The following is a 12,736-nucleotide window of genomic DNA, read 5'->3' on the forward strand; positions in this document are numbered from 1 at the left end:
ATCGCCGCCGGCGACCGGAAACCCTGCTCCTTCGCCAACCCGCCCGCACCCAACTCCGGCCGCGACTCCCGCGCGATACCCGCCGCGATCTCCGCATGCACACCATCCAACCGGCGCCGCAACACCCCCACCGCGTCATGCGCCGCGACCAACTGAGACCGCGACAACTCCGCCCCGTTCCCCGCATCACCCCACGCCACCTCGAGACCGTGAACGGCCTCCAAGAGCGGGAGCAGATGCGAAGAACTCATACCCCCAGTCTAGAACAAACATTCGAAACTCAAACGGAATGCCAGTACAGAGCGCACCACCGACAGACGTCACACACGCCCGTGATCCTCGCTCCGCAGCCACTCATCGAACGTGATCCGCCCGTGCACGGCATCCGCCCCACCGCGCAGCGCGCCCGACGCCAGTCCCCGCCCGTACGTCCCGGGAAGCCGCACCTCGAGCACCGGCCGCCGTATCCCGTCGAACGCCAGCTGCCGCCGCGCCACGTCGACGAGCACCTCGTCGCGCGGACCCACGAGGTCCCTCGCCCGCCCGACCGGTCCGCCCTCGACCACCCGGACGAGATGCTCTCCGACCTCGCGCGCGGCGACAGGCCGCATGAGGACCTTCGGCAGAACCGCGACCGGACCGCCCATGCCCGAGAGCAGCTGCCCCGCGAACTCATGGAACTGACCGGCGCGGGCGATCGAGTACGGCACGGACCCGGCGGCGACCGCCCGCTCCTGCGCGTGCTTGCCCGCGTAATAGGACGCGTCGATGTCGTCGATGCCCACGATGGAGAGGGAGACATGGTGTCCCACGCCCGCCGTCGTCTCCGCGGCGAGCAGATTCCGCGTCGCGGTCTCGAAGAACCTCGTCGCCTTCCTCGCCGACAGGGTGGTCCCGCTGTTCGCGGCGTCGATCACGGCATCCACACCCGACAGTGCGGCGGCGAGCCCCTCGCCCGTGAGCACGTCGACTCCCCGCGACCGCGCGAGCACGACCACGTCATGCCCCGTCCGCTCGGCCGCGCCCACGACATGACGGCCGACGACTCCCGTGCCTCCTGCGACAGCGATCCTCATCCGACTCCCTTTCCTCCGCGGGCCGCACCCGACCCCTCACCAGGATGACGGCGCAGCGCGCCGAGGTGTGAGGGAATCCCCTCACACCTCACCCCCGGACATCGTCATATCCTGCAGGAGACCGGCGAGAGGGAGACCGTGGACGACGACCTGCACGAAGTGTTCCGTGAACGGCGACGGCTGCTCGCACTCGGCTACCGCATGACCGGGACGATGGCGGACGCCGAGGACATCGTGCAGGAGACCTACGCGCGCTGGTACCGCCTCGACGACGCGGAGCGCGAGGCGATCGCGAATCCGGCGGGCTGGCTCACGACCGTGGCCGGCCGCGTCGCGCTCGATCTGCTCGGGTCGGCTCGACGCCGTCGGGAGCATTACGTGGGCGAGTGGCTGCCCGAGCCCGTGCCCGCCGGCGTCTTCCACGGCACGGTTCCGCGGCGCCTCCTGCCGGACACGGATGCCGATCCGCTCGACCGTGTGACGCTCGACGACGACGTCTCCACGGCGCTGCTCGTGGTGCTCGAGGCGATGACGCCGGCCGAGCGCGTGGCGTTCGTGCTGCACGATGTGTTCGACGTGCCCTTCGACGAGATCGCCGCCGCTGTCGGCCGCTCCCCCGCGGCCGTGCGTCAGCTGGCGTCCTCGGCGCGCCGTCACGTGCGCGAGAACCGCGCGACCGTCGTGCCGCGGGCCGAGCACGACCGCGTCGTCCGCGCGTTCCAGGAGGCGACCCGTACGGGGGAGGTCGCCGGTCTCGTGAGCATCCTCGCCCCCGACGTCGAGCTGCGCAGCGACGGCGGCGGGGTCGTCCGCGCGGCGCGCAACGTCGTGTCCGGCGCCGACAACGTCGCACGGTTCCTGCTCGGCATCGCGGCGAAGCATCCGGAGCTCACGATGGAGGAGCAGCCGCGCGGCGACGGCGTCGGTCTCGTGTTCCGCGACGGCGTCGAGGTGCAGTCGGTCATGGACTTCCGCGTCGAGGACGGCCGCATCGCCCGACTGTGGATCGTGCTGAACCCGGCCAAGCTCACGCAGTGGGGCACGACCCCGGCATCCGACTGACCCCGGACAGCATCGCCCGACGAGGCGTGTCGTATCCTCGCACCATGTCCACCGCATCCCGGCAGCTCCGGAGCGCGAAGCGCGATGCCGACCGCTGGTTCCGCGAGCAGGGCCTGCCGACGTTCGTGCCGCTGCGCCGCTGGTTCACCGACCTCCCCCGCCGCGTCGCGCCGCTCGTCGTGTGGGTCGCGTTCGTGGGGTTCTTCCTCGAGGTGTTCGTCGTCGTGCTCGACGCCGTGCTCGAGGTCACGACCAGTGACGACGCCGACGACGACCTGATCGTCGCCGCGGTCGTGCTCGCCATGACCCTCGTCGGCATCGCCGCGGCGTGGACGCTCTATCTGCTCGTGCGGTTGCTGCTGCGGCGGCTCCCCGTGCTCGCCGGCACCATCGTCGCGACGGCGCTCATCGTGCTGAGCGCCGTGTGGATGATCGTCGACGGCTACGAGTTCAGCCCCGGTGCCACGGTCGGCCCGATCCTCGAGACGCTCGGCATCGTCGCACTCTGCGTCCTCGTGACCGGCATGGGCGGCGGCGCCCTCATCTCCTGGGCGTCACGCCTGGCGGTGCAGAACGCGGCGGCGATCGGTCACATGGCGTCGATCGCCCTGCCGGTGATCCTCATGCTCGTGGTGTTCGCGTTCTTCTCGTCGGAGGTGTGGCAGATGGCCTCCGCGCTGTCGTGGGGGTCGATCGCGCTCGTCGGACTCGTGGTCGCGGTGCTCGCCGTCCTCGTCGTGCTGCGGGTCAGCGCCTCGGAGATCGACGACGGATCGCAGGCGCCGTCGCCCGAGCAGCGCGCCGCGCTCGTGATCGACACCCCGGCCGAGCACCTCGACGCGGCCGCCGCGCCCCGTCGTCGCCTGCGCGCCCCGCAGCGTCTGAACATCCTGCTGGCGATGACGTTCGCCCAGCTCGTGCAGGCCCTGTTCTTCGCCGCGCTGCTGTGCGCACTGCTCGTGGTGATCGGCAGCATCGCGGTGCCGATCGGGATCGTCGAGCTCTGGGTCGGCTCCGGCAGCGCGACCCAGCCGCTCGCGGTCGAACCGTGGCGGATCGGCGAGACGACGCTCCCGATCACCGTGAACCTCCTGAAGGCCGCGACCCTGCTCTCGCTCATCGCGACGCTCCCCTTCGTGTTCTCCGCGGTGAGCGAGGCGCGATACCGGGAGAGGTTCTTCGACCCGATCATGGCCGACATGCGGCGGGCGATCGTCGTGCGGGACGTGCTCGACGCGCACCGCTGACCCCGGCCGAGAGCGCCGGCGCCACAGCATCCTGCTAGCGTCATCCCTGCGCACCCGAGCGCGAACGCAGGAGACCCGATGAGCGAGCCCCAGATCCGGGATGCCGAGGAGACCGACCTCGAGCAGATCACGGCCATCCACAACGACGCCGTCGTGCACACTACGGCGATCTGGAACGAGGAGGCCGTCGACGTGGCCGACCGCTCCGCGTGGCTGTCGGCCCGTCGCGAGCGCGGCTTCCCGGTGATCGTCGCCGCGGACGACACCGGCGTCGTCGGGTACGCGTCGTTCGGCGACTGGCGTCCGCACAGCGGCTACCGCCACACCGTCGAGCACTCGGTCTACGTGCGCGGAGACCAGCGCGGTCGGGGCATCGGCCGGATCCTCATGGTCGAACTCATCCAGCGCGCCCGGAGCCTCGGCGTGCACGTCATCGTCGGCGCGGTGGAGAGCGGCAACCTCCCGTCGATCGTGCTGCACAAGCGCCTCGACTTCCTGCAGGTGGGACGGATGCCGCAGGTCGGCGCCAAGTTCGGACGGTGGCTCGACCTCACGTTCCTGCAGCTCGTGCTCGACGACCGCCCGTTCCCGCCGGAGCCGCCCGCCGACGGCATCCAGGACCGCCCCTGATGAACCCGCTCCTCTGGCTGGTCGACGCCTTCAACTCCCAGTGGATCCTCCCCGGCGGGCAGGCCCTGCTCGTGCGCGAGGTCGTCGGCAACGTGTTCGGACTCGCGAGCGCGCTCGGCGGCATGCGCCGCAAGGTGTGGGCCTGGCCCGTGGGCATCATCGGCAACGCCCTGCTGCTCACGGTGTTCCTCGGCACGATCCTCAGCCCCGATCAGCAGCTGCCGCACCTGCTCGGCCAGGCCGGTCGGCAGATCATGTTCATCGCGGTCGCGATCTACGGATGGGTGCGGTGGAAGCAGGCGTCGAGCGACGACGGACGCGTCACCCCGCGGTGGGCGCCGACGAGCGCGCGCATCGGCCTCGTGCTCGTGCTCGTGATCGGCACGGTGGCCCTCACACCGGTGTTCCGCGCGCTCGGCTCGTACGAGCCCGTCTGGGCCGACGCCTGGACCTTCGTCGGCTCGCTGCTCGCGACCTACGGCATGGCCAAGGGCTGGACGGAGTTCTGGCTCATCTGGATCGCGGTCGACGTGGTCGGCGTCCCGCTGCTCTTCGCCGCCGGGTTCTACGCCACCGGGTTCATGTACGTGTTCTACGGGGTGTTCACGGCGATCGGGTTCGTCGTGTGGTGCCGCGCCCAGGCGAACGCCAAACCGCAGGTCGACACCCTCATGCTCGACCCCCGACCGATCACGCAGCCGACCGAGACGGTCGATCCGCGCGACTGAAGCGGAATCCGGGTATGTGTCGTCGTGTGTCGCGGACACTGGCCGAGACACAGGTCGACGGGGTTCCCTGGACGGCATGACCCGTCAGATCCGCTTCAACGCCTTCGACATGAACTGCGTCGCCCACCAGTCGTCCGGTCTGTGGCGGCACCCCGACGACCGCTCGCGCCAGTACAACACGATCTCGTACTGGACCGATCTCGCGAAGCTCCTCGAGAGCGCGACCTTCGACGGCATCTTCATCGCCGACGTGCTCGGCACGTACGACGTGTACGGCGGCACGAACGAGGCGGCGATCCGCAACGGCGCCCAGGTGCCCGTGAACGACCCGATCCTGCTCGTCAGCGCGATGGCCGCCGTCACCGAGCATCTCGGCTTCGGCGTCACGGCCGGTACCGCGTTCGAGCATCCCTACCCGTTCGCCCGGCGCCTGAGCACGCTCGACCACCTGACACAGGGTCGCGTCGGCTGGAACGTGGTGACCGGGTACCTGCCCAGCGCCGCGCGCAACATGGGCCAGACCGATCAGCTCGCGCACGACGACCGCTACGACCACGCCGACGAGTACCTCGAGGTGCTCTACAAGCTGTGGGAGGGGTCGTGGGAGGACGACGCCGTCGTCGAGGACCGCGAGCGCGGCATCTTCACCGACCCGGCGAAGGTGCACCCGATCGGCCACGAGGGGAAGCACTTCAGCGTCCCCGGCATCCACATCTCCGAGCCCTCGCCGCAGCGCACGCCCGTGATCTACCAGGCGGGCGCGAGCCCCCGGGGAGTGGCCTTCGCGGCCGAGAACGCGGAGGCGATCTTCGTCGCCGCCCCGTCGAAGGAGGTGCTCGCCGGAACCGTGAAGCGCATCCGCGACGCGCTCGAGGCCGCCGGCCGCGACCGCTACGACGCCCGGATCTACACGCTGCTCACCATCATCACGGCGGCGACCTCGGAGGAGGCCGCGGCCAAGCACGAAGAGTACCTGTCCTACGCGAGCCCCGAGGGCGCTCTGACGTTCATGTCGGGGTGGATGGGCGTCGACCTGTCGCAGTACGCCGAGGACGAGCCGGTCGGGAACGTCGAGTCGAACGCCATCCAGTCGGTGCTCCAGCATCTCAAGGAGGAGGCCGACCTCGGACGCGAGTGGACCGTCGGCGACTTCGGCCGCCACAACGCGATCGGCGGCCTGGGCCCCACGATCGTCGGCTCGGGCGAGGAGATCGCCGACGAGCTGCAGTCCTGGATCGACGAGACCGACATCGACGGCTTCAACCTCGCCTACGCGGTCACGCCCGGCACCTGGCAGGACGTCATCGAGCACGTGATCCCGGTGCTGCGCGAGCGCGGCGTCTACCCCGAGGAGTACACGCCGGGCACGCTGCGCCACAAGCTCCACGGCAGGGGCGACCGGGTGCAGGACTCGCACCGCGCGGCGCGGTATCGGGTCGGGGCGCAGGTTCCCGCGGTCTGAGGCCGCGCCGTCGGCATCCTGCTCCCGGGCACAGATTCGGAGCGGATGCCGCGACGCGCCGGCTCGCCCCGCCACACCCGGCGTGTCGGACTCGGGCTCCGAATCTGTGCGCGCGGGATGGCCGGAATCGGCGGGATGCTGGCGGTCGGGATGCTCGTGGGAGGGGCGCTCCGAGCGCGAGACTGAGGCCATGCGCATCGCCGACTTCTCCGTGCCCGACACCTCCGCCGCCCGCGGAGCGCTCGCCCTCGCGCAGGAGTACCACTCGCCCACGCTCCGGAACCACGTCACGCGGTCGTGGCTGTGGGCGGAGGCGTTCGCGCGGGTCGGGGGCTTCGACGACGTCGACCACGAGCTGCTCTACGTCGCGGCGATCCTGCACGACATCGGCCTCACCCCCGAGTTCGACAACCACACCCTCGCATACGAGCATGCGGGCGGGCACGTCGGCGTCGCGCTGACCGCGGGTGCCGGATGGGATGCCGCGCGCCGGCGTCGCGTGCTGGATGTGATCGTCGAGCACAACTGGCCGAGCGTCGACCCCGCGGAGGACGTCGAGGGCCACCTGCTCGAGATCGCGACCGGCCTCGACATCTCGGGGGCACGACCCGACGCCCTGCCCGAGGACTTCCGGCGCGAGGTGCTCGCCGCGCACCCGCGCCTCGAGCTCGCGCACGAGTTCGGCACCGCGGTCGTCGACCAGGCCGAGCGCAAGCCGTCGACCGCCGCGTGCCGTCTCGTCGACGGCGGGGTCGTGCGCAAGCTGCGCGACAACCCGCTGGAGTCACTCGCCTGACGCCCGGTCCACGCGGTCGGGGATCAGGAGCAGGATGCCGAGCAGCAGGCTCACACCGAGGGCGACCATCTCTCCGATCGCCGACTCCAGCGACATGTGCTCCAGGTGCAGCGCGTGGTACGCGAAGTGCAGGGCGCCGAACACCGTCCACGCGAGGCCGAGCACTCGGAAGGCGACGACGTGCCGCCAGATCAGGCCGCCGACGCTGGCCGCGGCGAGCGCGAGGTACATCGCCCCGACGTCGCGGATCAGGTGCTCGTTGAAGGGGCCGTCGACCGACACCCAGGAGCCGAGCACTCCGGGGAACGAGTCGTAGAAGGACAGCGGGGCGCCGTAGGCCCACCCGCCAACGAACAGTCCGAGCAGGGCGGACGCGGTCAGGGCGATCAGGTGCACTCGTCTCATACCCCGATGACGGCAGAGCGTCGCCCTGTGTGAGGCGAAAGGTGAGAAATCCCTGTTCGCGCTGACAGGTTAAGTATTTCGTTATCTCAGTATGCGAAGTCGAACTTCCCACTTATGTGCGCGGTCGACATAATCGTTCACGAAGGTTCAACCCACCACCCGGCCTTCACCCCCCGACGAGCAACGGAGCCGTCGATGACGACGCTCCGTGTTTCGTGACACCTCGAGCGATGGCGCCCGTGCGCGCCATGGAAGGACTTCGTCATGCCCGCTTCTCCGCACCTCCGTCGCCCCGGGAGCACGTCCGCCCGCTGGATCGGCGCCGTCGCCTTCGGCGCCGCATCCGTCCTCGTCCTCGCCGGCTGCGGCGGATCCGGAGACTCCGGCGACGCCGGTGGCGATGGCGGCCCGCAGACCTTGACGTTCGGCCTCTCGGCCGACCCCGCCACCCCGATCACCGGCATGCAGCAGGGCGGTGCGGTCAACCAGCTGCTGAGCCTCGTGCACCGCGGCCTCATGACCTACGACGAGACGGGCGCGGTCGTCCCGGGCGTCGCCGAGTCGGTGGACACGAGCGACCCCACGAAGTACGTCTTCACCCTGTACCCGGACATGACGTTCAGCGACGACTCGCCGCTCACCTCCGAGAACGTGAAGAACTCCCTCGACTACTACCGCGACCCCGCCAACGGCTCGCAGCTCGCCGCCGGACTCAAGGACATCACCGACATCACGGCCGACGGCGACACCGTGACCATCACGCTCGCCCAGCCGAACACGGCGTTCCTGCAGTACCTCGCCCTCCCCTTCGCGGCGATCGTGCCCGACGCCTCGTTGAACCCCGACACCCCCAACTGGGTCGGCGCCGGCCCGTTCGAGATGACGAACCTCGACCAGGGCATCGGCCTCACGGTCGAGAAGAACGACGCCTACTACGACGCCGCCGACGTGGCGCTCGACAGCATCGAGGTGAAGTTCTACCCCGACGGCGAAGCCCGCACCAACGCCCTGCTCAGCGGCGACGTCGACATGATCGAGTACGTGCCGTGGGAGAACTTCCAGCGGGTGTCGGATGCCGGGCTCACGGTCGACGCGCAGCAGGGACCGTTCCAGTACGTGCAGTTCAACGTGACCGAGGGGCCGTTCGCCGACCCGAAGGTGCGCCAGGCCGTGGCCTACGCGCTGAACCGCGAGAACGCCGTGACCGCGGCGTTCCAGAGCAACGGCGCCCCGCTCGACGGCATCGTGATCCCCGAGGACGACCCCGCGTACGACCCGAAGGCCGCCGAGCTCTGGAGCTACGATCCCGAGAAGGCCAAGGACCTGCTGGCCGAGGCCGGCTACCCCGACGGGTTCTCGGCGACGCTGCTGTCGACCTCGCAGTACACCTTCCTGCAGGACAACGCCCTGTCGGTGCAGGAGGACCTGCGCGCGGTCGGCATCGACGTCACGCTCGACGCCCCCGACTGGTCGACGCGTGTCAGCAAGGGCAACGCCGGCGAGTACGATATCGCCGTCTCGGGTGACGCCGGCGTCATCACCGATCCGTCGTACCTGCTGAACTGGGTCGTCGACAGCCGCAACTTCAACGTCGGCTGGGGCTACTCGAACGACACCCTGCGCGGCCTGATCGAAGACGGCCTGCGCGCCGCCGACGACGACGCGGCGAAGAAGGAGATCTACGAGCAGATCGCCGACATATGGGCCGAGGACGTGCCCTTCGCCTCGATCAACACCCGTGAGCAGGCCTACGCCTACAGCGACAAGGTCAAGGGCTTCGAGACCCTCCCCGGTTTCCTCGTGTTCTACAGCTCGCTGAACCTCGCACACGCCTCCGTGGAGTGACCCTGCCGTGATCCTCTTCATCGCGAAGCGGCTGGCGATGGGGGTGGGACTGGTCCTGCTGGTCCTCACCCTCATCTTCTCCGCACTGCAACTCGTACCGGGCGACCCCGCCGTGCTGCTGCTCAGCACCGGTGACGGCGGGGCGCCCAGCCCGGAGGCCGTGGCGGCGCTCCGTGAGCAGCTCGGCCTCAACCAGCCACTGCTCGCGCAGTACTTCTCGTTCCTCGGCGGCGTCTTCACCGGCGACCTCGGCGAGTCGTTCCGCACCTCGCAGCCCGTGCTCGAGGCCATCGGCGCCCGCCTCCCCCGCACGCTCCTGCTCGTGGCCTACGCGACGATCCTCTCGATCGTCATCGGCGTCGCGATGGGCGCCCTCGCCGCTCGGCGCGGCGGCTGGGTCGACACGCTCGTCACGGCGCTCAGCTCGATCGGCGTGGCCCTCCCCGTGTTCGTGTTCGGCGCCGTGCTGATCCTCGTCTTCTCGATCACGCTCGGCCTCTTCCCGGCCGGCGGCTACGTGGATCCGTCGAAGGACTTCCTCGGTGCGATCAAGAGCCTCACGCTCCCCGCGGTGTCGCTCGCGGTGGGGTTCGCCGCCCAGATCGCGCGCATGACGAGATCGGCCGTGCTCGAGGTGCAGACGCAGGACTGGGTGCGCACCGCCAAGTCGATCGGCCTCGCCCCGATGACGGTGTTCCGCCGCCACGTGCTGCGCAACTCCCTCACCCCGGTCGTCACGGTCGTCGGCATCGGCTTCGGCACCCTGCTCGGGTCGACGGTGCTCGTGGAGCGGGTGTTCAACTACCCCGGCCTGTCGAGCCTCCTCGTCGACGGTGTCACGACCCGCGACTACCCGGTCGTGCAGGGCGTCGTGATCGTGATCGCGATGCTGTTCATCGCCATCAACATCGTCGTCGACATCACCTACGGAATCCTCGACCCCCGAGTGAGGCGAGCATGAAACTCAGCCCCCGCCTCCGTCAGGCGATCACCCCGCTGCGCGTCGTCATGGTGGTGTACCTCGTCGTGATCCTCGTGCTCATGGCGTTCGCGCCGCTGCTCGCGCCCTACGACCCGATCTCGCAGAACGTGGCGATCCGCCTGCAGCCGATGTTCAGCCCCGGGCACCTGCTCGGCACCGACGAGCTCGGCCGCGACATCCTCTCGCGCATCATGTTCGGCGCGCAGGTCGAGCTGTTCATCGCCCTCGGCGCCACCCTGCTCGCGACCGTCCTCGGCACGCTGCTCGGCCTCCTCGGCGCCTACTTCAACGGCCTCACCGAGGTCGTGACGATGCGACTGATCGTCGACGTGATCCTCGCCTTCCCGCCCATCGTCCTCGCGCTCCTCGCGGTGACGCTGTACGGACCGGGGCCGATCACCCTCATCATCGCGATGGGCGTGCTGTTCGCGCCGATCTTCGCCCGCATCACCTACGGGCAGGTGCTGTCGACCAAGCGCGAGGAGTACGTGGACGCCGCGCGCACCTTCGGCGCCCCGACCGTCGTGATCCTGTTCCGCACGGTGCTCGCCAACGTCTCGGCGCCGATCATCGTGCAGTTCTCCCTCACGATGGCGGCCGCGATCCTCATGGAGTCCGGGCTCAGCTACCTGGGCCTCGGGGTCGTCCCGCCGACTCCGTCGTGGGGCTCGATGGTCGCCCAGGGTCAGCGGTACCTGACGACGGACCCGCACGTGCTGCTCGTTCCCGGTGCGGTCATCGTGCTGACGATCCTCGCGTTCGGCATCCTCGGCGACGCCCTCCGCGACCTCCTCGACCCGAAAGCGAAGAAGCGCTCATGAACGAACCGCTGCTGCAGGTCGACGGCCTGTCCGTCGAGTTCGCCACCCCCGACGGCTGGCGTCAGGTCACCTACGACGTGTCGTTCAGCGTCGACCGCCGCAAGACCCTCGCACTGGTCGGCGAGTCCGGGTCGGGCAAGTCGGTCACCGCGATGTCGATCCTCGACCTCCTCCCGCCGAACGCGCGTCGCACCGGACGCATCCTGTTCGACGGCGTGGATCTCGTGCCGATGCGCGACAAGGGCCTGCGTCCCCTGCGCGGATCCCGCATCGCGACGATCTTCCAGGAGCCGATGACCGCGCTGAACCCGGTCTACACGATCGGCCATCAGCTGATCGAGGCCCTCACGAGCCACCACGACCTCGACCACAAGGTGGCACGGGAGCGCGCGGTGCAGCTGCTGCGCGACGTGCACATGCCGGCCCCCGAGGAGAAGGTCGACCACTACCCGCACCAGCTCTCGGGCGGTCAGCGTCAGCGGGCCATGATCGCGATGGCGATCTCGTCGGAGCCCGACCTGCTGATCGCCGACGAGCCGACCACCGCGCTCGACGTCACGGTGCAGGCCGAGATCCTCGACCTGATCGCCGAGATCCAGGAGCGCATGGGCATGGCGGTGCTGATCATCACGCACGACATGGGAGTGGTGGCGGACGTCGCCGACGAGGTCGTCGTCATGAAGGACGGTCGCGTCGTGGAGGAGGCGCCCTCCGCCCGGCTGTTCAAGGACCCGCAGGAGCCGTACACGCAGGCTCTGCTCGCGGCCGTGCCGCACCTCGGCAAGGCGGACGACTTCCTGTCGGCGGCGAACAACAAGCTCCGCATCGACGGCGTGACGGCCGCGACGCCGCTGCCCGAGACGGTGCTGCGCCTGCAGGATGCCGTGATCCGCTACCCCGGACGCTGGCGGCGCCCCGGTTTCCAGGCCATCAACGGGATCGACCTCGAGGTGCAGCGCGGCGAGATCGTCGGTCTCGTGGGCGAGTCGGGATCGGGGAAGTCCACGATCGGCAAGGCCGCGATCGGGCTTCTGCCCGTCACCGAGGGCGTGCTCGAGGTGCGCGGCGAGCGCATCACCGGACGCCCGGGCAAGGCGCTTCGGCAACTGCGTCGCCACGTCACGATGGTCTTCCAGGACCCCGCATCCTCGCTGAATCCCCGCCGCACGATCGGGCAGGCCATCTCCGACCCGCTGCTCTGGCAGGGACTCGTGCGCGATCCGCGAGCGCGTCGCGCCCGCGCCAAGGAGCTGCTCGAGCGCGTACAGCTCAACCCCGACTGGTCCGACCGCTACCCGCACGAGCTCTCCGGGGGTCAGCGCCAGCGCATCGGCATCGCCCGCGCGATCGCGACCGATCCGGTGCTGATGATCGCCGACGAGCCCACCTCGGCGCTCGACGTCTCGGTGCAGGCGCAGGTGCTCGACCTGTTCCTCGCGCTGCAGCGGGAGCTCGGGTTCTCGTGCCTGTTCATCAGCCACGACCTCTCGGTGGTCGAGACGCTGTCGAACCGCGTGGTCGTGCTGCGGCACGGCGACGTGGTCGAGGAGGGGCCGACCGAGGACGTGCTGCACCACCCGACGGACGAGTACACGAAGCGGCTCATCGCGGCGGCTCCCGTGCCCGACCCCGAGATCCAGCGGGTGCGGCGTGCCGAGCGCCTCGCCCTGAGGAGGAGGTGA

The 12,736-nt window shown here is 69.8% G+C and carries 12 protein-coding genes and 1 pseudogene; 10 read left to right on the forward strand and 3 right to left on the reverse strand.

Annotated features, from left to right (window positions below; translation table 11 throughout):
- A pseudogene (locus ACIPY8_RS00005) lies at positions 1–251 on the reverse strand (HNH endonuclease); the annotation flags it as partial.
- Positions 252–320: 69 nt separating this feature from the next.
- On the reverse strand, positions 321–1,076 hold the full coding sequence (locus ACIPY8_RS00010; protein ID WP_400813643.1) for an SDR family oxidoreductase: 756 nt from the start codon (positions 1,074–1,076) through the stop codon (positions 321–323).
- 138 nt (positions 1,077–1,214) lie between these two features.
- Between ACIPY8_RS00010 and sigJ the strand changes: the two genes are divergently transcribed.
- From sigJ to ACIPY8_RS00040, 6 genes are all read left to right on the forward strand, one after another.
- Positions 1,215–2,138, forward strand: a complete 924-nt coding sequence (sigJ, locus tag ACIPY8_RS00015; protein WP_400813644.1) for an RNA polymerase sigma factor SigJ — start codon at positions 1,215–1,217, stop codon at positions 2,136–2,138.
- 44 nt (positions 2,139–2,182) lie between these two features.
- Complete coding sequence (locus ACIPY8_RS00020) at positions 2,183–3,385, forward strand: hypothetical protein (RefSeq protein WP_400813646.1); 1,203 nt, start codon at positions 2,183–2,185, stop codon at positions 3,383–3,385.
- Positions 3,386–3,463: 78 nt separating this feature from the next.
- Complete coding sequence (locus ACIPY8_RS00025) at positions 3,464–4,015, forward strand: GNAT family N-acetyltransferase (RefSeq protein ID WP_400813648.1); 552 nt, start codon at positions 3,464–3,466, stop codon at positions 4,013–4,015.
- Positions 4,015–4,743, forward strand: coding sequence for a nicotinamide riboside transporter PnuC (gene pnuC / locus ACIPY8_RS00030; protein ID WP_400813650.1), 729 nt, complete (start codon positions 4,015–4,017; stop codon positions 4,741–4,743). Before ACIPY8_RS00025 ends, pnuC begins: the two co-directional genes overlap by 1 nt.
- Positions 4,744–4,819: 76 nt before the next feature.
- Complete coding sequence (locus ACIPY8_RS00035) at positions 4,820–6,205, forward strand: LLM class flavin-dependent oxidoreductase (RefSeq protein WP_400813652.1); 1,386 nt, start codon at positions 4,820–4,822, stop codon at positions 6,203–6,205.
- Positions 6,206–6,395: 190 nt separating this feature from the next.
- Positions 6,396–7,001 (forward strand): HD domain-containing protein, encoded by a 606-nt coding sequence (locus ACIPY8_RS00040; RefSeq protein WP_400813654.1) that lies wholly within the window; start codon positions 6,396–6,398, stop codon positions 6,999–7,001.
- On the opposite strand, the gene ACIPY8_RS00045 is transcribed toward ACIPY8_RS00040, so the two are convergent.
- Positions 6,990–7,406 (reverse strand): hypothetical protein, encoded by a 417-nt coding sequence (locus ACIPY8_RS00045; protein ID WP_400813656.1) that lies wholly within the window; start codon positions 7,404–7,406, stop codon positions 6,990–6,992. The genes ACIPY8_RS00040 and ACIPY8_RS00045 overlap by 12 nt on opposite strands.
- A 264-nt stretch (positions 7,407–7,670) precedes the next feature.
- Between ACIPY8_RS00045 and ACIPY8_RS00050 the strand changes: the two genes are divergently transcribed.
- From ACIPY8_RS00050 to ACIPY8_RS00065, 4 genes are read left to right on the forward strand one after another with little or no spacing between them, the layout of a single operon-like run.
- Positions 7,671–9,251 (forward strand): ABC transporter substrate-binding protein, encoded by a 1,581-nt coding sequence (locus ACIPY8_RS00050; RefSeq protein WP_400813658.1) that lies wholly within the window; start codon positions 7,671–7,673, stop codon positions 9,249–9,251.
- 7 nt (positions 9,252–9,258) lie between these two features.
- The gene (locus ACIPY8_RS00055; RefSeq protein WP_400813661.1) at positions 9,259–10,212 is read left to right on the forward strand and encodes an ABC transporter permease; all 954 of its coding nucleotides are present in this window, start codon (positions 9,259–9,261) and stop codon (positions 10,210–10,212) included.
- A complete protein-coding gene (locus ACIPY8_RS00060) occupies positions 10,209–11,054 on the forward strand; it encodes an ABC transporter permease (RefSeq protein ID WP_400813664.1) in 846 nt (281 codons plus the stop codon). Before ACIPY8_RS00055 ends, ACIPY8_RS00060 begins: the two co-directional genes overlap by 4 nt.
- Positions 11,051–12,736: an ABC transporter ATP-binding protein gene (locus tag ACIPY8_RS00065; protein ID WP_400813666.1), complete on the forward strand. Its 1,686-nt coding sequence runs from the start codon at positions 11,051–11,053 to the stop codon at positions 12,734–12,736. Before ACIPY8_RS00060 ends, ACIPY8_RS00065 begins: the two co-directional genes overlap by 4 nt.

The sequence above is a fragment of the Microbacterium sp. NPDC089696 genome (assembly GCF_044749125.1).
Taxonomy (GTDB): Bacteria; Actinomycetota; Actinomycetes; order Actinomycetales; family Microbacteriaceae; genus Microbacterium.

Excerpts from the sequence above, each read along its gene's own strand:
- pnuC (WP_400813650.1), top strand. The coding sequence starts at position 4,015 with ATGAACCCGCTCCTCTGGCTGGTCGACGCCTTCAACTCCCAGTGGATC.
- ACIPY8_RS00050 (WP_400813658.1), top strand. The coding sequence starts at position 7,671 with ATGCCCGCTTCTCCGCACCTCCGTCGCCCCGGGAGCACGTCCGCCCGC.
- ACIPY8_RS00025 (WP_400813648.1), top strand. The coding sequence starts at position 3,464 with ATGAGCGAGCCCCAGATCCGGGATGCCGAGGAGACCGACCTCGAGCAG.
- ACIPY8_RS00060 (WP_400813664.1), top strand. The coding sequence starts at position 10,209 with ATGAAACTCAGCCCCCGCCTCCGTCAGGCGATCACCCCGCTGCGCGTC.
- ACIPY8_RS00035 (WP_400813652.1), top strand. The coding sequence starts at position 4,820 with ATGACCCGTCAGATCCGCTTCAACGCCTTCGACATGAACTGCGTCGCC.
- ACIPY8_RS00020 (WP_400813646.1), top strand. The coding sequence starts at position 2,183 with ATGTCCACCGCATCCCGGCAGCTCCGGAGCGCGAAGCGCGATGCCGAC.
- ACIPY8_RS00065 (WP_400813666.1), top strand. The coding sequence starts at position 11,051 with ATGAACGAACCGCTGCTGCAGGTCGACGGCCTGTCCGTCGAGTTCGCC.
- ACIPY8_RS00040 (WP_400813654.1), top strand. The coding sequence starts at position 6,396 with ATGCGCATCGCCGACTTCTCCGTGCCCGACACCTCCGCCGCCCGCGGA.
- ACIPY8_RS00045 (WP_400813656.1), bottom strand. The coding sequence starts at position 7,406 with ATGAGACGAGTGCACCTGATCGCCCTGACCGCGTCCGCCCTGCTCGGA.
- ACIPY8_RS00010 (WP_400813643.1), bottom strand. The coding sequence starts at position 1,076 with ATGAGGATCGCTGTCGCAGGAGGCACGGGAGTCGTCGGCCGTCATGTC.